This window comes from Streptomyces sp. TSRI0107 (genome assembly GCF_001905845.1).
Taxonomy (GTDB): Bacteria; Actinomycetota; Actinomycetes; order Streptomycetales; family Streptomycetaceae; genus Streptomyces.
The window spans coordinates 193,828-213,665 of the sequence record NZ_LIVZ01000004.1 but is presented as its reverse complement, the minus strand read 5'-3'; the positions used below and the strand labels follow the sequence as shown (position 1 = coordinate 213,665).

At 71.8% G+C, this 19,838-nt stretch carries 17 protein-coding genes; 8 read left to right on the top strand and 9 right to left on the bottom strand.

The genetic code is table 11. From position 1 onward, the window contains the following. Window positions 1-4: 4 nt before the first annotated feature. From AMK31_RS11310 to AMK31_RS11300, 3 genes are all read right to left on the bottom strand, one after another. A complete protein-coding gene (locus AMK31_RS11310) occupies window positions 5-253 on the bottom strand; it encodes a hypothetical protein (RefSeq protein ID WP_073940329.1) in 249 nt (82 codons plus the stop codon). Window positions 254-263: 10 nt separating this feature from the next. Then, complete coding sequence (locus tag AMK31_RS11305; protein ID WP_198948472.1) at window positions 264-770, bottom strand: sigma factor-like helix-turn-helix DNA-binding protein; 507 nt, start codon at window positions 768-770, stop codon at window positions 264-266. Window positions 771-923: 153 nt separating this feature from the next. Further along, entirely contained in the window at window positions 924-1,430 is a 507-nt protein-coding gene (locus AMK31_RS11300; protein WP_198948484.1) for a MarR family winged helix-turn-helix transcriptional regulator, read from the bottom strand. Between the two features lie 161 nt (window positions 1,431-1,591). Between AMK31_RS11300 and ilvA the strand changes: the two genes are divergently transcribed. Continuing rightward, complete coding sequence (gene ilvA / locus AMK31_RS11295) at window positions 1,592-2,821, top strand: threonine ammonia-lyase (RefSeq protein WP_073940328.1); 1,230 nt, start codon at window positions 1,592-1,594, stop codon at window positions 2,819-2,821. An 84-nt stretch (window positions 2,822-2,905) separates the two neighbouring features. On the opposite strand, the gene greA is transcribed toward ilvA, so the two are convergent. Then, window positions 2,906-3,403: a transcription elongation factor GreA gene (gene greA, locus AMK31_RS11290; protein WP_073940327.1), complete on the bottom strand. Its 498-nt coding sequence runs from the start codon at window positions 3,401-3,403 to the stop codon at window positions 2,906-2,908. A 170-nt stretch (window positions 3,404-3,573) separates the two neighbouring features. Beyond that, window positions 3,574-3,972: a DUF4307 domain-containing protein gene (locus AMK31_RS11285; protein WP_073940326.1), complete on the bottom strand. Its 399-nt coding sequence runs from the start codon at window positions 3,970-3,972 to the stop codon at window positions 3,574-3,576. A gap of 250 nt (window positions 3,973-4,222) precedes the next feature. Here AMK31_RS11285 and mca point away from each other — a divergent pair, with 250 nt between their 5' ends. Together mca and AMK31_RS11275 are read left to right on the top strand one after the other, a co-directional pair. Next, window positions 4,223-5,083, top strand: coding sequence for a mycothiol conjugate amidase Mca (gene mca / locus AMK31_RS11280; RefSeq protein ID WP_073940325.1), 861 nt, complete (start codon window positions 4,223-4,225; stop codon window positions 5,081-5,083). Then, complete coding sequence (locus AMK31_RS11275; protein ID WP_073940324.1) at window positions 5,076-5,324, top strand: hypothetical protein; 249 nt, start codon at window positions 5,076-5,078, stop codon at window positions 5,322-5,324. The genes mca and AMK31_RS11275 overlap by 8 nt, the downstream gene beginning before the upstream one ends. 36 nt (window positions 5,325-5,360) lie before the next feature. On the opposite strand, the gene AMK31_RS11270 is transcribed toward AMK31_RS11275, so the two are convergent. Further along, entirely contained in the window at window positions 5,361-8,561 is a 3,201-nt protein-coding gene (locus AMK31_RS11270) for a tetratricopeptide repeat protein (RefSeq protein WP_073940323.1), read from the bottom strand. Between the two features lie 147 nt (window positions 8,562-8,708). Between AMK31_RS11270 and AMK31_RS11265 the strand changes: the two genes are divergently transcribed. From AMK31_RS11265 to AMK31_RS11245, 5 genes are all read left to right on the top strand, one after another. Continuing rightward, entirely contained in the window at window positions 8,709-10,748 is a 2,040-nt protein-coding gene (locus AMK31_RS11265) for a thioredoxin domain-containing protein (protein ID WP_073940322.1), read from the top strand. Window positions 10,749-10,925: 177 nt separating this feature from the next. After that, window positions 10,926-12,188: a glycosyltransferase gene (locus AMK31_RS11260; RefSeq protein WP_073940321.1), complete on the top strand. Its 1,263-nt coding sequence runs from the start codon at window positions 10,926-10,928 to the stop codon at window positions 12,186-12,188. Further along, window positions 12,185-13,831, top strand: a complete 1,647-nt coding sequence (locus AMK31_RS11255; RefSeq protein WP_073940320.1) for a phospholipid carrier-dependent glycosyltransferase — start codon at window positions 12,185-12,187, stop codon at window positions 13,829-13,831. The genes AMK31_RS11260 and AMK31_RS11255 overlap by 4 nt, the downstream gene beginning before the upstream one ends. Continuing rightward, window positions 13,828-15,003, top strand: a complete 1,176-nt coding sequence (locus AMK31_RS11250; RefSeq protein WP_073940319.1) for a glycosyltransferase — start codon at window positions 13,828-13,830, stop codon at window positions 15,001-15,003. Before AMK31_RS11255 ends, AMK31_RS11250 begins: the two co-directional genes overlap by 4 nt. A gap of 13 nt (window positions 15,004-15,016) precedes the next feature. Beyond that, window positions 15,017-17,419 carry a galactose oxidase-like domain-containing protein gene (locus AMK31_RS11245; protein ID WP_073940318.1) on the top strand — a complete coding sequence of 801 codons (2,403 nt, stop codon included), beginning with the start codon at window positions 15,017-15,019 and terminating at the stop codon, window positions 17,417-17,419. A 95-nt stretch (window positions 17,420-17,514) separates the two neighbouring features. On the opposite strand, the gene AMK31_RS11240 is transcribed toward AMK31_RS11245, so the two are convergent. The 3 genes from AMK31_RS11240 to trhA are packed head-to-tail and all read right to left on the bottom strand — an operon-like array spanning window position 17,515 to window position 19,615. Next, window positions 17,515-18,246: a Mut7-C RNAse domain-containing protein gene (locus AMK31_RS11240; RefSeq protein WP_073940317.1), complete on the bottom strand. Its 732-nt coding sequence runs from the start codon at window positions 18,244-18,246 to the stop codon at window positions 17,515-17,517. A gap of 4 nt (window positions 18,247-18,250) precedes the next feature. After that, window positions 18,251-18,871: a TetR/AcrR family transcriptional regulator gene (locus AMK31_RS11235; protein ID WP_079186804.1), complete on the bottom strand. Its 621-nt coding sequence runs from the start codon at window positions 18,869-18,871 to the stop codon at window positions 18,251-18,253. 15 nt (window positions 18,872-18,886) lie between these two features. Beyond that, window positions 18,887-19,615, bottom strand: coding sequence for a PAQR family membrane homeostasis protein TrhA (gene trhA / locus AMK31_RS11230; RefSeq protein ID WP_073940315.1), 729 nt, complete (start codon window positions 19,613-19,615; stop codon window positions 18,887-18,889). Between the last annotated feature and the right edge of the window lie 223 nt (window positions 19,616-19,838).

Genomic DNA, 19,838 nt, shown 5'->3' with positions numbered 1-19,838 from the left:
CGTCTCACCAGCCCGTGAGCGGTGGAGTCGTCGTCGACGGCGGCTCCGCCCACGGGCGGGCCGTCAGCGCCCACACGGTGAACGCCACGCCCGCCGCGAGCAGCAGCAGCCAGCCCACCCGGCGGGCGAGCACCCGGCGGCGCAGCATGCGGCCGCCCCGCCGCACCACCTCCGCGTACAGCTCCGGCGGCACCGTGGGCGCCGCCCGCTCCATGATCCGCCGTACGGCGGCCTCCCGCTCGGGCCGGTTCACCTGGGCCTCCTCACGACGGCGCCGTCTTCGCGCGCCGGGCCGCCGGCGCCGGGGTGCGGGGCGGGTGCAGCAGGTTCGCCGTGGCCCGGTCGCAGACGGTGCGCACGCGTTCCTCGGGCAGGCCCAGCAGAGCGGCGGTCTGCTCCTCGGCGACCCCTTCGTAGAGCCGCAGCACGATGATCAGCCGCTCCTGCGGGGTGAGCCCGGTCAGCGTGGCGTCGGGGCCCGGCCGGAACCGGACCAGCACACCCCCGTAGTGGTGCCACGCCCCGCGCGCGAAGCGGGTCGCCAGGTACTGGCGGGCCCTGTCGTACGGGTCCTCGCCGCGCAGCCGGTCCCAGCACGCGTAGGTGTGCGCGAGGGCCAGCGTCAGCAGACGCCGGGCACGCGGATTGTCGTACGGCGTCTCCGCCGTGAGCAGGGTGGCGGTGTGCAGCAGCCGTCCGGCCGCGCCCGCGACGAACGCCTCGAACTCCCGGGCGCGGCGCTCGTCCCGGGACTCCTGCCGTCGTCGCACCGCGCCTCCCCCCTGAGGGCGACCTGAGGACACGGATCCCGGCGCGCGGGAGGCCAACCCGGCGGACGGACCCGGGCGCGAGGGGACCCGGTCTCATATGAGGCCAGGGGTGGTGTTTCGGTCAAGAGCCGTGCACGGCCCGGAACGCGGGCGTCAGGACGGCGTCGGACGCTCCGCCGCCGGTACCCCCTGCGGCGCCATCCGCGCGGAGAGCGCGACATTGAAGCGGGTGAGGAGCGTGCAGAACGCCTCGCGCTCCTCCGGTGCCCAGTCGTGTGTCAGCTCGGCCATCAACTGACGCCGTGAGGAGCGCACTTCCTCCAGCCGCGACAGCCCGCGCGGGGACAGCTGGAGCACCACCGCCCGCCCGTCCTCGGGATGCGAGGTCCGCTTGACGAGACCGGTGTCGACGAGCGGGGCGACCTGCCGGGTGACCGTCGAGGAATCGATGCCCATGCTGGAGGCGAGCGCCTTGACGCCCATCGGGCCCTCCTTGTCGAGCCGGTTGAGCAGCAGGTACGCGGCACGGTCCATGGAGTTGCGCACCTGCCCGACACCGCCGAGCCGGGTCTGTTCGGCACGCCGGGCGAACACCGCCACCTCGTGCTGGAGGGTGTCGAGAAGGCCGGTGTCACCGACGGTCGTCATGTCCATCGACATTTCAGGTGTTGTGGGCATGGCCGGGGGCTCACTTCATGAGGGCTGCTGGGTTGGGGGACAGGGTACGCGGCCCGGAGGCGGGCCGTAGCGGCGCTGCGGAATCCGGTCTCGGTGGTTGGTCACACCCGAGCTTCCCGCCCGTGAACTGCGATGCTTGAGTCATGAGCTACCGCACCGCTGACTCCTTTCGGACCGTCACCCTCGACGACGTACGCGGCGCCCAGAAGATGCTCTCGGGGATCGCGCGGGTGACGGCCATGGAGGGCAGCCGGCACCTGAGCCGGCTGGTGGGGTCGGCGGTGCACCTCAAGTGCGAGAACCTCCAGCGGACGGGCTCGTTCAAACTGCGCGGCGCGTACGTGCGGATCGCCGGGCTGCTGCCCGAGGAGCGGGCCGCCGGGGTGGTCGCGGCGAGCGCGGGCAACCACGCGCAGGGCGTGGCCCTGGCCTCCTCACTGCTCGGGGTGCGCTCGACGGTGTTCATGCCGAAGGGCGCCCCGCTGCCCAAGATCAGCGCCACCCGCGAGTACGGCGCCGACGTGCGCCTGCACGGCCAGGTGGTCGACGAGACGCTGGCCGCCGCGCAGGAGTACGCGGCCGAGACCGGCGCGGTGTTCATCCACCCCTTCGACCACCCCGACGTCATCGCCGGGCAGGGCACGGTCGGCCTGGAGATCCTCGAACAGTGCCCGGAGGTGCGCACGGTCGTCGTCGGGATCGGCGGCGGCGGACTCGCGGCGGGCATCGCGATCGCGGTGAAGTCGCTGCGGCCGGACGTGCGGATCGTCGGGGTGCAGGCGGCGGGCGCGGCCGCCTACCCGCCCTCGCTGGCGGCCGGTCGCCCGGTGTCGGTCGAGAACCCGGTGACGATGGCCGACGGCATCAGGGTCGGACGGCCCGGCGACGTGCCGTTCGGGATCGTCGGCGCACTGGTCGACGAGGTCCGCACGGTCACCGAGGACGAGCTGTCCGCCGCGCTGCTGCTGTGCCTGGAGCGGGCCAAGCTGGTGGTGGAGCCGGCCGGCGCGAGCCCGGTCGCCGCGCTGCTCGGCGATCCCGGCGCCTTCGAGGGGCCGGTGGTGGCGGTGCTGTCCGGCGGCAACGTGGACCCGGTGCTGATGCAGCGGGTGCTGCGGCACGGCATGGCGGCGCAGGGCCGCTATCTGGCGGTCCGGCTGCGCCTGACGGACCGGCCGGGCGCCCTCGCGACCCTGCTCGGGGTGCTGTCGGTGGTCGACGCCAACGTCCTCGACGTGAGCCACGTACGGACCGATCCGCGGCTCGGGCTCACCGAGGCGGAGGTGGAGCTGCACCTGGAGACGAAGGGGCCGGCCCACTGCGTCGAGGTCGGTGAGGCGCTGCGGGCGGCGGGGTACCGGGTCATCGACTGACCGTTTCCTCGGCGGCATGACGACGCCCCCGGCGTCACGAGGACACCGGGGGCGCGGCAGACAGAGTAGTGACGGCGGCTGGGGTCAGCCGACGTACGGCTCGGCCTTCAGGATCTTCACCGAGGCCTTCTTGCCGTTCGGAAGCTCGTACTCCGCGTCCTCGCCGACCTTCTTGCCGTTCACGCCGGTGCCCAGCGGGGACTGCGGGGAGTACGTCTCGATCTCGTCGCTCGCGTACTCCCGGGAGGCGAGCAGGAAGGTCAGCGTGTCGTCCTCGTCGCCGTCGAAGGCGATCGTCACGACCATGCCGGGGGCGACGACACCCTCGGCCGCCGGAGCCTCACCGACCTTGGCGTTCTCCAGGAGCTGGGTCAGCTGGCGCACACGGAGCTCCTGCTTGCCCTGCTCCTCCTTGGCCGCGTGGTACCCGCCGTTCTCCCGCAGGTCGCCCTCCTCGCGCGCCGCGGCGATCTTGGCCGCGATCTCGGTGCGCGCGGGACCAGACAGGTACTCAAGCTCTTCCTTGAGCTTGTCGTACGCCTCCTGGGTCAGCCAGGTGACGTTCTCGCTGGTCTGGGTCACAGGTGCTCCTCGTCGGTACTGGGAATACAAAGCATCGCCCTACCCAGAAGCATGTTCCTTCACGAGTGGGCGAAACCACGAGCCTAACAATTCAGGGACGGAAGGGGGAGGACATAAGTCACCAAAATCACGTCAACGCAGGTCAGCCGGTCGACATTCCGGGTGACGCGTCAGTCGGCGTGGCAGCCCAGCAGCTCCGCCGTGGTACCGGGCCCCGTGGTGCGGAGGGTGACGACCTCCGTCAGCCGGGTGGCGTCCCCGTCGAAGCGGAAGTCGGCCCGGCCCACCTCGGCGCCGTCCGCCGCCTGGGAACGAACCGTGCAGTAACCGGAGGCGCCGGCGTCCTTCTCGACGCTCAGCTCCACCTTCACGGAGTCGTCCCGGAGGTCGAAGCTGATCACCTCGGCGCTGATCTTGTTCTGGCCGACGTAGTGGTAGGCGAAGAAGGCGAGCAGACCGACCAGCACCGCCCCGAGGACGCCGCCGACCAGCTTCAGGGTGCGGTCCGAGCGCTCGTCCGAGGAACGGCCGTAACGGCCCTCGGGCAGTCGCGTACTCGCCGTACTCATGATCGTCCTCTCGACCGGGCGGAACAGATGTCCCGAAACGGGCCCCCGGTGCCGTATCCCGGAATTTTTGGCCCTCCGATTCGGTCACTATAGAAGCCGCCCACCCGTCACCCGACCACCGCCCCACAACGACGTCCCTACGGGACGACACCTGTTGATGGCTCCGGACCACCGGGAGCCGACCGCACCCGGGCACCCGGGAGCCGACACGACGACCGAGGATTGAGTCTTGACTGACCAGCTGCGACTGATGGCTGTGCACGCCCACCCCGACGACGAGTCGAGCAAGGGCGCGGCGACCATGGCGAAGTACGTGTCCGAGGGGGTGGACGTGCTGGTCGTGACCTGCACGGGCGGGGAGCGCGGCTCCATCCTCAACCCGAAGCTCCAAGGCGACGCCTACATCGAGGAGAACATCCACGAGGTACGCAGGAAGGAGATGGACGAGGCCCGGGAGATCCTCGGCGTCAAGCAGGAATGGCTCGGCTTCGTCGACTCCGGCCTGCCCGAGGGCGACCCGCTGCCCCCGCTGCCCGAGGGCTGCTTCGCCCTCGAGGACGTCGACAAGGCGGCCGGCGAGCTGGTGCGGAAGATCCGCTCCTTCCGTCCCCAGGTGATCACCACCTACGACGAGAACGGCGGCTACCCGCACCCCGACCACATCATGACCCACAAGATCACGATGGTGGCCTTCGAGGGCGCGGCCGACACCGAGAAGTACCCGGAGGCCGAGTACGGACCGGCGTACCAGCCGCTGAAGGTCTACTACAACCAGGGCTTCAACCGGCCCCGCACCAACGCCCTGCACCAGGCGATGCTCGACCGGGGCCTGGAGTCCCCCTACGGCGAGTGGCTCAAGCGCTGGGACGAGTCCGGCCACAAGGAGCGCACCCTGACCACCCACGTGCCCTGCGCCGACTTCTTCGAGATCCGCGACAAGGCACTGATCGCCCACCGCACCCAGATCGACCCCGACGGCGGCTGGTTCCGCGTCCCGCTGGACCTCCAGAAGGAGGTCTGGCCCACCGAGGAGTACGAGCTCGCGAAGTCCCTCGTCGACACCTCCCTCCCCGAGGACGACCTCTTCGCGGGCATCCGGGACAATGCCTGACATGACCCCAAGCACAAGCCTGGCCATGACGCACTTCGTGACCATCGCCAAGGAGCTCGACAAGGACAAGGTCACCCCCGGAGTCCTCGGCTTCATCGTCTTCGCGGTGATGGGCCTGGCCGTCTGGGCCCTGATGAAGTCGATGAACCGCCACATGGGCAAGGTCGACTTCGAGGAAGCCCCGGAACCGGGGACCGAGGCCGAGACCTCGGCCGCCGGCACCAAGGCCGACAAGGGCTGACCCGCGCGGGCTGGTGCGGGCGGTGCCGGCGCGGCGTCACTGCCGCGCCGGCACCTCCACACCCATCACCTCCCGGGCATGCCGGCTCGGCACCATGCCCAGCCGCCACGCCTGCCAGCCCGCCTCCAGGCTGACGCCGCGCTCCAGCAGCAGCCGGAACGCCGGCACGAAGCCGTCCAGCTTCTCGTCGCGTGCCGGATGCCCGGCGCGGGCCAGCTGGGCCAGCTCCTCCTCCGCCACCGCCGTACCGACCTCCACCCCGCCCGGGGCGGCGTACGGCAGCAGGGTGCAGCGCAGGAAGCGGGCCCAGTCCTCGCCGCGCCGGTCGCCGTACCCCGCGAACAGCCCGGCCGCCTCCTCGCACAGGCCCAGCGCCTGCGCCGTACGGCCGTTGCCCGCGTCCACCACGGCCAGCTCCAGGCACGTCCACGCCTCGCCGTGCGCCACGCCGATGCGCTGGAAGTCCGCGCGGGCGTCCACCAGCAGCTGGCGGGCGAAACCGGAGTTGCGCAGCGAACCGGTCTGCGCGGCCCGCTGATCACGGGTGACCCGCGCCGAGTGATGCCGGGCACAGGCCAGCCCGTACACGTCCCGCATCCGCGAGAACATCGTGCGGGACCGCTCCAGCTCGCGCACCGCCCGGTCCAGGTCGCCCGTCTCCTCCAGCGCCTGCCCCAGGTGGTACAGCGTCCACGCCTCCCCGCGCGCGTCCTCGTTCTCCCGGTGCCGCACCGCCGCCTGCCGCAGCTCCTCCACCGCCGGCGAGGCGTCCCCCGCCAGCAGCAGCGTCCGCGCCAGCTGGGTCAGCGCCCACGCCTCACCCCGGGCGTCCCGGGTCCGGCCGTAACGCTCCAGGGCGTGCCGCAGCTCCGTCCCGGCCCGCGAGGCGTCGCCCAGACGGATGTACAGCTGGCCCAGCTGGAAATGCGCCCACGCCTCCCCGTGCAGCGACCCGCCCGCCCGGTGCAGCTCCAGCGAACGCGTCAGCAGTTCCAGGGCCTCCGCGAGACGGGCCCGGTCCCGCTCCACCGCCGCCAGCGCGTGCATCGTCCACGCCCGGTCCGTCGCCAGCTCCGGCGCCGCCTGCATGTCCAGCGCCTCCCGCAGCTTCGCCGCCGCCTCGGTGAGAACACCCTGGTGATGCAGGGTGATGCCGAGCGAGCACAGCGCCCGCGCCGCCCCCGCGTCATGGTGGGCCTCCCGGTACAGGTCGACCACCGAGGCCAACGTCGCCCGCGCCCGGTCCAGCTCGCCCAGCTGCCGGGCCGCGATACCCGTACGCCACTGCACCGAACGGATCAGCAGCCCCTGGTCCACGGCCTGCGCCAGCTCGCTGATCTCACCCAGCCGGTACAGGTCCCCGCGCAGCAGGCAGTAGTCGCACAGCGCGCCCAGCAGGTTCAGCACCGCCCGCTGGTCCACGCCCTCGGTGTGCCTGAGCGCCGCCGTGATGAAGCTGGACTCGTCGTCCAGCCAGCGCAGCGCCTCGTCCAGCGAGGTGAAACCGTGCGGGCCGAACCGGTCCGAGCGGGTCGACATGTTGCCGTCCACCAGGCGCAGCACCGAGTCCGCGAGATCCGCGTAGTTCCCGATCAGCCGCTCCTGCGCCGCCGTACGCTCCGCCGGATCCTCCTCGTCCAGCAGCCGGGCGTGCGCGAAGGCGCGGACCAGATCGTGCAGGCGGTAGCGGCTGCCACGGACATGGTCGAGCAGCCCCGCGCGGGCCAGCGCCACCAGCAGCCGCGTCGCCTCCGCCTCGTCCGTCGCCAGCAGCGAGGCCGCCGCCGCGGCACCCAGCGAGGCCCGCCCCGCCAGCGCCAGCCGCCGCAGCAGCCTGCGCGCCGGCTCCGGCTGATCCGTGTACCGCAGCCACAGCGCCCGCTCCACCGGCTCCACCGGACCGTACGCCCCCAGGTCCGACGCCAGCCGCCGCGGCGAACGCGCCCCCAGCGACGACCCCGCGATCCGCAGCGCCAGCGGCAGCCCGCCGCACAGCTCCCGGATCCGGTCCGCGGACTGCGCGTCGTACGGCCCCGCTTCCCCCTGCGCCGCCGCGCCCAGCAGCCCCTCCGCGCCGGCCGCGTCCAGCACCGGCACCGGCAGCTGATGCACCCACGCCGGGAAGTCGTCCGGCAGCCGAAGCGGCTCCCGCGCGGTCACCAGGACCAGACTGTCCGACCGCTCCGGAACCAGCGTGCGCACCTGCTCCGGATCACAGGCGTCGTCGAGGACGACCGTGACCGGCACCCCCGTCAGATGCTGGTGGTACAGCTCGCTCAACCGCTTGACCTGCTGATCCGCCGACGACCGCTCCCGGAACAGCAACTGCTCACGCGGCGCGCCCAGCCGGTTCAGCAGATGCAGCAGCGCCTCCCGCGTCGACAGCGGCGGCTCCTCCGGACTGCCCCCGCGCAGATCCACCACACACGCCCCGCGGAACTGATCCCGCAGATCGTGCGCGGCCCGCACCGCCAGCGTCGTACGACCGGCACCGGGCGCCCCGTGCAGCACCACCACCGTCGGCCGCGTCCGCGTACTCGCCCGCGCCGCCTGCACCCACTGCCGGATCCGCGCCAGCTCCTGCCGCCGCCCCGCGAACGGCCCCACCGGCTCCGGCAGTTGCCCGAACGACTGCTCCAGCGCGGCCCGCCCCCGCGCGGCGGCGCTCTTGTCCGCGCCGAGGAGCTGCGGACCGCTCTTCCTCGGCCCGGTCGACGCGGCCAGCACCCGCTGCTGATCCAGGAACGGCCGGATGCCGCGCACCTCCAGCGCGGTCAGCCACTGCAACCGCAGCTGCTCGGCCCCACCGGGCTGCCCGGCCGCCCCCGCACGCCGATGCGCGGCCGGCAGATGCACACCGGCCACCTTCACCACCGTCGCCGCGGCCCCCGCGAACCCCACGGTCACCCCGGCGCCGAGCGCGGTCCCGGCCCCCGTGCCGAGCGCCAGATCGGCGACGGCCGCGGCGACCGCCGCCACCACCGCGACCAGCAGCGGCGTCCCGGCACCCTCCCGCGCGTACCGCTGCCCGAACGTCAGCCGCCCGGCCTCCGCCTCGTCCAGCGCCCGCGTGTACGCCTCGTACTCCTCCCCGGCCGCGCCCGCCATCGCGTCCAGCGCCCCGCGCGCCCGCGCCATCAGCACCTTCCCGTCGACCCGGCCCCCCGACCGCCGCACCTCCTCCTCCACGGCCCGCCCGAGCAACCGCTCGGCCTCGGCCCGATGACTGTCCCGCATGTCACGTCCCCCTCCGGCGGCAACGGCGTTCCCGGTCAAGTGTGCTGCGCGGGGCGAGCGGAGGGGAGAGGGCGGCGATCGAGGGAACCCGGCGGGCGGGCCACGTGCCGTGAGCCGTTTGCCGGGTACTGCGGCAGGATGGACTCCATGTCGAACCGACTCGCCCACGAGACCTCGCCCTACCTGCTCCAGCACGCGGACAACCCCGTCGACTGGTGGCCGTGGTCGGAGGAGGCGTTCGAGGAGGCGCGGCGCCGGGACGTGCCCGTACTGCTGAGCGTCGGCTATTCGAGCTGCCACTGGTGCCATGTCATGGCGCACGAGTCCTTCGAGGACGAGGCGACCGCGGCCTATCTCAACGAGAACTTCGTCAGCGTCAAGGTCGACCGCGAGGAACGCCCCGACGTGGACGCCGTCTACATGGAGGCCGTGCAGGCCGCCACCGGGCACGGTGGGTGGCCGATGACCGTGTTCCTGACGGCGGAGGCCGAGCCGTTCTACTTCGGTACGTACTTCCCGCCGGCGCCCCGGCACGGGATGCCGGCGTTCCGGCAGGTGCTGGAAGGGGTGCGGCAGGCGTGGGCGGAGCGGCGGGAGGAGGTCGCCGACGTCGCGGGGAAGATCGTGCGGGATCTCGCCGGGCGGGAGATCGACTACGGGGCCGGGAAGCAGGTGCCGGGGGAGCAGGAGCTGGCGCAGGCGCTGCTGGGGCTGACGCGGGAGTACGACCCGCAGCGCGGCGGGTTCGGCGGGGCGCCGAAGTTCCCGCCGTCCATGGTGATCGAGTTCCTGCTGAGGCACGCGGCGCGGACCGGGTCCGAGGGCGCGTCGCAGATGGCGCGGGACACATGTGAGCGGATGGCCCGGGGCGGGATCTACGACCAGCTCGGGGGCGGGTTCGCGCGGTACTCCGTGGACCGGGACTGGGTCGTGCCGCACTTCGAGAAGATGCTCTACGACAATGCGCTGCTGTGCCGGGTCTACGCCCATCTGTGGCGGGCCACCGGGTCCGAGCTGGCGCGGCGGGTGGCGCTGGAGACCGCGGACTTCATGGTGCGTGAACTGCGCACCGAGGAGGGCGGGTTCGCCTCCGCGCTGGACGCCGACAGCGACGACGGGACCGGGCGGCACGTCGAGGGCGCCTACTACGTGTGGACGCCGGAGCAGCTTCGCGCCGTCCTCGGCGACGCTGACGCCGAGCTCGCCGCGCAGTACTTCGGGGTGACGGAGGAAGGGACCTTCGAGGAGGGGGCGTCGGTGCTGCAACTACCGCAGCACGAGGGCGTCTTCGACGCGGAGAAGGTGGACTCGGTGCGGCGGCGGCTGTTCGCCGCCCGCGCCGAGCGGCCCGCTCCCGGCCGGGACGACAAGGTCGTCGCCGCCTGGAACGGCCTGGCGATCGCCGCGCTCGCCGAGACCGGCGCCTACTTCGACCGCCCCGACCTCGTCGACGCCGCCCTCGCCGCGGCCGATCTGCTGGTCCGGGTGCATCTCGACGACCGCGCGCAGCTGGCCCGGACCAGCAAGGACGGCCGGGCCGGTGCCAACGCGGGCGTGCTGGAGGACTACGCGGACGTCGCCGAGGGCTTCCTCGCCCTGGCGTCGGTCACCGGGGAGGGCGTCTGGCTGGACTTCGCGGGGCTGCTGCTCGATCACGTGCTCGTGCGGTTCACCGACGAGAAGACCGGTGCCCTGTACGACACCGCCGCCGACGCCGAGCGGCTGATCCGCCGGCCGCAGGACCCGACCGACAACGCCGCCCCGTCCGGGTGGACGGCTGCCGCGGGCGCGCTGCTGGGCTATGCCGCGCAGACCGGTTCCGAGCCCCATCGGACCGCCGCCGAGCGGGCGCTGGGCGTGGTGCGGGTGCTGGGGCCGCGGGTGCCGCGGTTCATCGGCTGGGGGCTCGCGGTGGCGGAGGCGCTGCTGGACGGGCCGCGCGAGGTGGCGGTCGTGGGGCCCGCCCTCGACGACGCCGGGACGCGGGCCCTGCACCGTACGGCGCTGCTCGGCACGGCCCCCGGCGCGGTCGTGGCGTACGGCGTCGCGGGCGGCGCGGAGTTCCCGCTGCTCGCGGACCGACCGCTCATGGGCGGTGAACCGACCGCTTATGTCTGTCGTAATTTCACCTGTGACGCTCCTACGACCGACCCTGAGCGCCTGCGTCTCGCGTTGTCGGGGCGATGAGTGCTGTCTGAATTGAGCAGGTGTTCGGGTAGATCCCGCTAGTCACCCGACCGCTCCGAAACACTCTATTTATCGGAACAGCTCCCGCGCTTCACAGTTCCCCCCTAGTCTCTGCACATGCCGAGACGGCTCGACTGCCGTCCCGGCTGGGGGTTTTGGGGATCTGGGGGGATCTGTTTGCTGACGTCTGTCTTCATCGCTGCCGTTTCACTGGCCCTGTTCTGGATGGCGGCGTTCACCCTGTGGTGGCAGATGCACGCCTGGCGTACGCCCGAGGTGCTCGCATCGACCCGGTTCAGCAGACCGGACGGTGCCGAGCACCTGTCCTTCTCGCTGCTGCTTCCGGCGCGGCACGAGCAGGCGGTGCTCGACCACACCATCCAGCGGCTGCTGGAATCCAGCCACGCCGACTTCGAGATCATCGTGATCGTCGGGCACGACGACCCGGAGACCACGGAGGTCGCCGAGCGGGCCGCCGCGCGGGACCCGCGGGTCCGCGTCGTCGTCGACACCCACGAGAAGAAGAACAAGCCGAAGGCCATGAACACGGCGCTGCCGCACTGCCGCGGCGACGTCGTCGGGGTCTTCGACGCCGAGGACCAGGTCCATCCGGAGCTGCTCGCCCACGTGGACCACGCCTTCCGCACCACCGGCGCGGACGTCGTCCAGGGCGGCGTCCAGCTGATCAACTTCCACTCCAGCTGGTACAGCCTGCGCAACTGCCTGGAGTACTTCTTCTGGTTCCGCTCGCGGCTGCACCTGCACGCGCAGAAGGGGTTCATCCCGCTCGGCGGCAACACCGTCTTCGTCCGCACGGACGTGCTGCGGGAGGCCGACGGCTGGGACCCGAACTGTCTCGCCGAGGACTGCGACCTGGGGGTCCGCCTCTCCAGCGTCGGCAAGAAGGTCGTCGTCGCCTACGACTCCGAGATGGTCACCCGCGAGGAGACCCCGGGCTCGCTGATGAGCCTGCTGAAGCAGCGCACCCGCTGGAACCAGGGTTTCCTCCAGGTGTACCGGAAGCGGGACTGGAAGCAGCTGCCGACCTTCGGGCAGCGGCTGCTCGCCCGCTACACCCTCATGACGCCGTACCTCCAGGCGGTCTCCGGCGTCGTCATCCCGCTCAACGTGGCCGTCGCGCTCTTCCTCGACGTGCCCGTCGGCATCGCCTTCGTCACCTTCCTGCCGGCCGTCACCGCCCTGGTGACCTTCGTCTTCGAGCTGGTCGGCCTGCACGACTTCGGCAAGCAGTACGGGCTGCGCGTCCGGTTCGTCCACTACGTGAAGCTGATCGTGGGCGGCCCCTTCTACCAGGTGCTCCTCGCCGGGGCCGCCGTACGCGCCGTCTGGCGTGAGCAGCGCGGCCGCAACGACTGGGAGCTGACCAGCCATGTCGGCGCTCATCTCGCGCACGTGAACCGAGAGGACGTTCCTGCGTGACCTCCACACTTCCCGCGGCGACCGGAGTCAAGGTCCCCGCGCAGCGGACAGCTGCGCCCACGACCCGTTCGACCGGTCGAACACAGCCTCCGCAGAGACTGCGGTCCTCCCGTCCCGACCTGATCCTGTGCGGCGTCCTCCTGGTGGCGATCCTCGTCGTCCAGGGCTGGAACATCGCCGACTACCCCACCCTCAGCGACGACGAGGGCACCTACCTCGCCCAGGCCTGGGCCGTCCAGGAGGGCCGCGGCCTCGCCCACTACACCTACTGGTACGACCACCCGCCGCTCGGCTGGATCCAGATAGCCGTCCTCACCTGGATACCCGCGCTGATCAGCCCCGACTCGATGACCGTCGGCAGCATGCGCGTGATGATGCTGCTGATCTCCGCGGTCAGCGCGGTCCTCGTCTACGTCCTCGGCCGCCGCCTCGCCCTGCCCCGCTGGGCCGCCGGGCTCGGCATGGCCCTGTTCGGGCTCTCCCCGCTGTCGGTCGTCCTCCAGCGGGAGATCTTCCTCGACAACCTCGCCGTGATGTGGACGCTGCTCGCGTTCACCCTCGCCGCCTCCCCGAGCCGCCACCTCTGGCACCACTTCGGCGCGGGCATCGCCGCCGCGACGGCCGTGCTCACCAAGGAGACGATGCTCGTCGTCCTGCCCGCCCTGCTGCTCACCATGTGGCGGCACAGCCACCGCGACACCCGCAAGTTCGCCGTCACCGGCGCGATCACCGCTTGCGCCCTGATCGGCCTGTCGTACCCGCTGTTCGCGCTGCTCAAGGGCGAGTTGCTGCCGGGCGACGGCCATGTCTCCCTGTGGGACGGCATCACCTACCAGATGAGCCGCCCCGGCTCCGGCTTCATCCTCGACGCCGGCTCCGGCTCCCACGGCGTCCTGCAGTCCTGGCTCTACTACGACCGCGTGCTGCCCCTCGGCGGTCTCGCCGGCGCCCTGCTGCTCCTGCTGACCTGGCGCTGGTCGGTCACCGCCCGCGCCCTCGCCGGGCCCGCTCTCACGGTCGCGATCCTCGCCCTGGTCGCCCTGCGCCCCGACGGCTACCTGCCCGCGATGTACATCATCCAGGCGCTGCCGTTCCTCGCCCTCGTCCTCGCCGGAGGCGCCGCGAGCGTCGCGCACGCCGTGCTGCACAAGCGGCGCCGCGAGGGGCGCCGGCCGCACGCGCGGTACGCGGTCGCCGCCGTCCTCGCGCTCGCCGCGAGCGTCTACGTCGTACCCCGCTGGTACGACGGCGCCCGCACCGCGATGACCGCCGACGCCAACGCCCCCTACCAGGCCGCCGCCCGCTGGATGGCCACCGAGGTACCCGACCCGGGGGACACCCGGGTCCTCGTCGACGACGCGCTGTGGCTGGACCTCGTCCACCAGGGCTACCGGCCCGGGCTCGGCGCCATCTGGTTCTACAAGGCCGACCTCGACCCCGCCGTCACCAAGACCATGCCGCGCGGCTGGCGGGACCTCGACTACGTGGTCGCCTCGCCGACGGTGCGGCGCGACGCCGTGGACCTGCCGAACGTGCGGGCCGCGATCGAGCACTCGAAGCCGGTCGCCGTGTTCGGCGCCGGTGAGGACCGGATCGAGATCCGGCGGATCCAGTCCGCGGGCACCCCGGGAGGCGAGCGATGAGCCAGGAGTCCATCGTCCCCGAAGAGGCCGTCACGGCGGCGGAGGTCGCCGAGCCGGGCGCCGTCACCATCGTCGTGCCGACCTTCAACGAGTCGGCGAACGTGCGGCGGCTGCTGCACCAGATCACCGAGTCGGTGCCGGCCCGGCTGCCCTGCGAGGTCGTCTTCGTCGACGACTCCACCGACGACACCCCGCAGGTCATCCACGAGGCCGCGCGGGACTGCCCGTTCCCGGTGACCGTGCTGCACCGCGAGGAGCCCGTCGGCGGGCTCGGCGGCGCGGTCGTCGAGGGCATGAAGGCGGCAGGGTCGGACTGGATCGTCGTCATGGACGGCGACTGCCAGCACCCGCCGTCCCTGGTCCCCGAGCTGGTCACCACCGGGGAACGCGCGGGCGCCGGGCTCGTCGTCGCCTCCCGCTACCTCAAGGGCGGCAGCCGCGCCGGGCTCGCCGGCAGCTACCGGGTCGCCGTCTCCCGCGCCGCGACCTGGCTGACCAAGACCCTCTTCCCGCGCCGGCTGCACGGCATCAGCGACCCGATGAGCGGGTTCTTCGCCATCCGGCGCAGCGCGGTCACCGCGGAGGCCCTGAAGCCGCTCGGCTACAAGATCCTGCTGGAACTGGCGGTCCGCAGCCGCCCGCGCACGGTCACCGAGGTGCCGTTCGTGTTCCAGGAGCGGTTCGCCGGGGAGTCCAAGTCCACCGTCAAGGAGGGGCAGCGCTTCCTGCGGCACCTCGCCGGGCTGCGCACCGCCGATCCGCTGGCCCGGATGGTGGTGTTCGGGCTGATCGGGCTGACCGGCTTCGTGCCGAACCTGGCCGCCCTGTGGGCCATGACCGAGGCGGGGCTGCACTACCTCCCCGCGGAGATCATCGCCAACCAGTTCGGTGTGGCCTGGAACTTCCTGCTCATCGAGAAGCTGCTGTTCCGCGACCGGCGGCGGCACCGGCACTGGGCGGACCGCACCGTACGGTTCGCGCTGCTCGCCAACGCCGACCTGGTGCTGCGCATCCCGCTGATCGCGCTGCTGGTCGCGCAGTTCGGCCTGGCCGTGCTGCCCGCCACCGCGCTCGCCCTGGTCATCACCTTCGTCCTGCGCTTCGTCGGCACCGAGGCGCTGGTCTACCTGCCGCGCCGCAAGCCGCGGACGAAATCCGAGCCGCACAGCTAGCTAGGAGCACCGCATGAGATCCCGTCGGAGAACGGCCGTCCTGGCCGCCATGGGCCTCGCCGCAGGCCTGCTGCTCACCACTCCCCAGCCCGCCTCCGCCGCCAACCTCATCAAGAACCCCGGGTTCGAGACGGCCGGCACCGGTGACATGCCGTACTGCTGGCACAAGTCCGGCTGGGGCGACAACGACTTCACCTTCACCACGACCGGCGACGCCCACTCCGGCGGCAAGGCGATGAAGGTCGAGCTGACCCGCCGCGTCGACGGCGACCGCAAGGCACTGATCACCGAGTCCGCGGCCTGCGCGCCGGTGGTGACCGTCGGCAAGCAGTACGACCTGTCCCTCTGGTACAAGACGACCACGCCGGACGCGAGCGTCACCCTGTTCCGGCACGACACCACGGCGGGCTGGCAGTACTGGACCGACCTCAAGACGCTCGACATGGCGGGGACCTGGACCCAGGCGTCCGTCCGCACACCCGAGGTCCCCGCCGGCACCGACCGGATCAGCTGGGGCGTCTCCGTCTACGGCACCGGCTCCGCCACCACCGACGACTACACCATGGAGCAGGTCACCGACCCGGTCCCGCCACCGCAGTGCACCGGCACGGCCGCCGAGTGCGCCAACGGCAAGTGGCAGGTGCTGCCCGCGCAGAACCCGGTGCGGTCCATGCACTCGGTCGTCCTGCACAACGGCAAGGTCCTGCTGATCGCCGGCTCCGGGAACAACGAGGAGATGTTCGAGGCGGGAACCTTCACGTCCGCCGTCTACGACCCGGCCGACGGCAGCTACAAGGTCATCCCCACCCCGAAGGACATGTTCTGCGCCGGGCACGTCCAGCTCCAGGACGGGCGGGTGCTGGTGATGAGCGGCAACAAGGGCTATCCGTCGGCGGACGGCACCATCGGCTACCAGGGCTACAAGGACTCGTACGTCTTCGACCCCGCGACCGAGACGTACACGAAGACCAACGACATGAACGACGGCCACTGGTACCCGTCGGCGACCGTCCTCGGCAACGGTGACGTCATCTCGTTCGGCGGGCTGAAGGAGGACTCCACCGGGTCCGTGACGGCCGAGCTGTGGTCCGAGCAGCAGCAGAAGTGGCTGCCGACCTGGCAGGTCAACCAGACCTGGTCGTACTGGGGTTTGTACCCGTCGATGATCCTCATGCAGGACGGCCGGCTCTTCTACTCCGGCAGCCATGTCTTCGGCAACAACATCCCCGGCACCGGCGCCGCGATCTACGACTACGACGCCAACACCGTCACCCAGGTGCCCGGCCTGCAGAAGAAGGACGAGCGGGACCAGTCGGCGAGCGTGCTGCTGCCCCCGGCGCAGGACCAGCGGGTGCTGACCATCGGCGGCGGCAACATCGACTCCAACCCGGCCGCCAACCGGCTCACCGACGTCATCGACCTGAAGCAGCCCAACCCGCAGTACGTCGCCGGGCCGCCGCTCCCGCAGGGCACCGTCGACCTCGGGGGCGGCAAGGTCCCGCAGACCGGTGCCCAGGGCAAGATGTACGTTTCCGCGGTGCTGCTGCCCGACGGCAAGGTGCTGGAGACGGGCGGCGCCCTGCACAACCGGGCCAACCCGGTCTTCGAGTCCTCGATCTACGACCCGGAGACGAACACCTTCGACCCGGTGGCCGCCGACCCCGAGGCCCGCGGCTACCACTCCTCCGCGTTCCTGCTCCCGGACGGCCGGGTGATGACCACCGGCGACAACCCGGGCAACGGCAGCTGGAACCACAACGTGTCCGTCTACACCCCGCCCTACCTGCTCAAGGGCCCCCGCCCGACGATCACTTCGGTGATCGACACGGAGTGGAACTACGGCGACACCCAGCGGATCACCGTCGACCGGCCCATCGCCAAGGCGGAACTGATCCGCCCGGCTGCCGTCACCCACTCCTCCGACCCCAACCAGCGGTTCGTGGACCTGCCGCTGTCCGTCGACGGGAACAACGTCGACCTGAACGTGACGAGCAACCCCGACCTGGCCCCGCCCGGCTGGTACATGCTCTTCGCGGTGGACGCCAACGGGGTGCCCTCGGTGGCGAAGTGGGTGCACCTCCAGGGGCCGTCCGCGCTGAAGGCCACCGACGCCTCGGCCCACGTCCACTCGTTCGCGGACTCGCTCGAGGGCAAGGTGCAGAAGCCCGGCAAGAAGCGCGCCGCACAGCCGGTGAGCCCCACCGTCTCCGGGTGCGACCGGCACTACGGCTCCGCCAACGTCTGTGTGCCGACCGTCTTCCCGCCCCAGGTGAAGAAGACGACGGCCGCCCGCTGCACCTGGCTGAAGCAGAACGACTACGGCCGCCTCGAGGTCAACGGCAAGGACGACCCGCTCCGCCTGGACCCGGACCGGGACGGGGTGGCCTGCGGAAAGAAGGATCTCGTGAGGCGCTGAGCGCGCCCCTCAGGGGCGGGGCCGTAGCGACATGCGGCTCCGCCGCGCGGGCGCGACCAGCCACAACGGCGCCGCGGTTCCCCACGGCGCTTCCGTCAGCGGTGCTCCGAGCGGAGCGTGAGGGCGCGTTCCACGATGGCCTCCAGCTGTTCGTGGTGCGCGCCCTTCCAGTACGCGCGGCCGCAGGCCCGGCACTGGGCGAACACGTCGTACGTCCGCTGGGTGCCGGCCTCCAGCCGGTCCGCCACCTCCTCCTTGGTGGCCTCCTTCAGCAGGCCGTTGCAGGCGGTGCAGCGGGTCCACGGGCGCAGCTCGGGGGCGAAGCGGTCGAGGACGTCGTGCAGCTGGTCCTCCGGCCGGGTGCTGTAGACGTAGGCGCCGGCCCACAGTTCGCGGCGGCGCAGCAGGCCCCGGTCCCGGCTGAGCATCACCCGCTGTTCGGCGGCCGAGCGGGCGGCGAGCGCCGGGTCGCCGATGTCCGTCGACTCGTACGCGGTGTCCACGCCGAGCAGCCGCAGCCGGCGGGCGAGGGTGCCGAGGTGCACGTCGAGGAGGAAGCGCAGCGGCGCGCCGGGCACCCGCTGCGGACGCGGCACGGCCCGTACGCTCACCCGCTCGCCGTCCTGCGGGATGTGCGCGGTCGGCACCTGGTGTCCGTCGACGACCAGCGCGCCGACCTCGGTGAGCGGCACTCCGAGGGATTCGATGACATGTCCCAGCGTGGAGACGCCGTCGGTGGCCAGCGGGGTCGCGCCGCGACGGCGGTGCTGCGGGACGAACAGCCCCAGTTCCGGGGCGATTTCGACGTGGATCTCGGGTGCGTTCACGATTTCAGGATGTCAGGCCGCGCGCGAAGACGGTGAGCGCGCGGTCCACCAGGTCCGAGAGGTCGTCGCGGAAGCCGGTGCGGGCCCAGTACTGGGACACCTCCATCAGCCCGCCGACGAGGGACATGGTGAAGACCCGCACCTCCAGGCTCTCCGGGTCCCGGCCGGTGCGCTCGCCGATGGCCTCGCCGATCGCCCGGCCCGTCTCCGACATGTTCTCCAGCATGCGGGAGCGCACCGCGGGCACCTCGGCCATCAGCCGGCAGCGCAGCCGGGTGACCTCCTGCTCCTCGCCCATGCCGAGGCCGACGGCCCGCCGCATGGCGTGCCGCAGCGACTCCAGCCACGGCTCGTCGGCGGGACGGGAGCGCAGGTCCTCCACCAGGAGCGCGTCGTACTCGTCGGTGAGGACGATGTCCTCTTTGGCGGGGAAGTAGCGGAAGACGGTCGACGCCGACACCTCGGCGCGGTCGGCTATCTGCTCGACCGTGGTGGCCTCGTACCCCTGCTCCTCGATCAGTCCGTAGGTGGCCGTGCGGATGGCCTCCCGCGTCTTGATCTTCTTCCGTTCACGGAGCCCCAGCCGGGGGCGGTCGGAGGGGGCAGGGGTACGTACGGCCGTCATGCGGCTCATTGTCCGTCACGCGTGCTGGTAGGCCACCAGGGAGATCCCCACGTAGTGCACGATGAACGCCGCCAGCGTGAAGGAGTGGAACACCTCGTGGAAGCCGAAGTAGCGCGGTGAGGGGTTGGGGCGCTTGATGCCGTAGACCACGCCGCCCAGGCTGTAGAGGATGCCGCCGACGATCACCAGGACCAGGACGGTGACGCCGCCGGTGCGCAGGAAGTCGGGCAGGAAGAAGACGGCCGCCCAGCCCATCGCCAGGTAGCAGGGGGTGTACAGCCAGCGCGGGGCGCCCACCCAGAACACTCTGAAGACTATGCCGGCCAGTGCCGCCGCCCAGATCCCCCAGAGCAGCCACTGCCCCTTGGCATCGGGCAGGAGCAGCAGGGTGAGCGGGGTGTAGGTGCCCGCGATGATCAGGAAGATGTTGGCGTGGTCGAGGCGGCGCAGCACGCCGTCCATCCGCGGGCTCCAGTCGCCCCGGTGGTACAGCGCGCTCACGCCGAACAGCAGACAGGCCGTCAGCGCGTAGATGCCGCAGGCGATGCGGCCGCGCGGCGAGCTGGCGAGGGCGGTCAGCACCAGGCCCGAGACCAGGGCCGCGGGGAACATGCCCAGGTGCAGCCAGCCCCGCAGCTTGGGCTTGACGGAGTCCGGCAGGGACGGGTGCGGTAGCTGGCGCGCCATGGAGCCACGGTCGGCGACCGGCGTCTCCATGGGCGCGTCGGAGGCGGACGCAGTCATGCGGGGCATGGTACCTACGCCGCCGTAAGTGACGGATCAGAGTCCCATGACGACGGCGCGTCACCGGGGGCGGCCAACGCCAAGAAAAGGTCAGCCGAACTCAACGCGGACGCAAAAAATCACGGCGAAAGCCCCAGGACGTGGCGTTCCTCACGGCGCTCAGGTGTGCGGCCCCCTGGACAAATGGGCGGTCACCTCGGATGATCAAATGAGTGCGGTCGGC

What these genes read in the sequence shown, in the direction of transcription:
- AMK31_RS11300 (WP_198948484.1), bottom strand. Translation starts at nt 1,430, where the DNA reads ATGTCGATGGACATGACGACCGTCGGTGACACCGGCCTTCTCGACACC.
- ilvA (WP_073940328.1), top strand. Translation starts at nt 1,592, where the DNA reads ATGAGCTACCGCACCGCTGACTCCTTTCGGACCGTCACCCTCGACGAC.
- AMK31_RS11285 (WP_073940326.1), bottom strand. Translation starts at nt 3,972, where the DNA reads ATGAGTACGGCGAGTACGCGACTGCCCGAGGGCCGTTACGGCCGTTCC.
- mca (WP_073940325.1), top strand. Translation starts at nt 4,223, where the DNA reads ATGGCTGTGCACGCCCACCCCGACGACGAGTCGAGCAAGGGCGCGGCG.
- AMK31_RS11275 (WP_073940324.1), top strand. Translation starts at nt 5,076, where the DNA reads ATGCCTGACATGACCCCAAGCACAAGCCTGGCCATGACGCACTTCGTG.
- AMK31_RS11270 (WP_073940323.1), bottom strand. Translation starts at nt 8,561, where the DNA reads ATGCGGGACAGTCATCGGGCCGAGGCCGAGCGGTTGCTCGGGCGGGCC.
- AMK31_RS11265 (WP_073940322.1), top strand. Translation starts at nt 8,709, where the DNA reads ATGTCGAACCGACTCGCCCACGAGACCTCGCCCTACCTGCTCCAGCAC.
- AMK31_RS11250 (WP_073940319.1), top strand. Translation starts at nt 13,828, where the DNA reads ATGAGCCAGGAGTCCATCGTCCCCGAAGAGGCCGTCACGGCGGCGGAG.
- AMK31_RS11245 (WP_073940318.1), top strand. Translation starts at nt 15,017, where the DNA reads ATGAGATCCCGTCGGAGAACGGCCGTCCTGGCCGCCATGGGCCTCGCC.
- AMK31_RS11235 (WP_079186804.1), bottom strand. Translation starts at nt 18,871, where the DNA reads ATGACGGCCGTACGTACCCCTGCCCCCTCCGACCGCCCCCGGCTGGGG.
- trhA (WP_073940315.1), bottom strand. Translation starts at nt 19,615, where the DNA reads ATGACTGCGTCCGCCTCCGACGCGCCCATGGAGACGCCGGTCGCCGAC.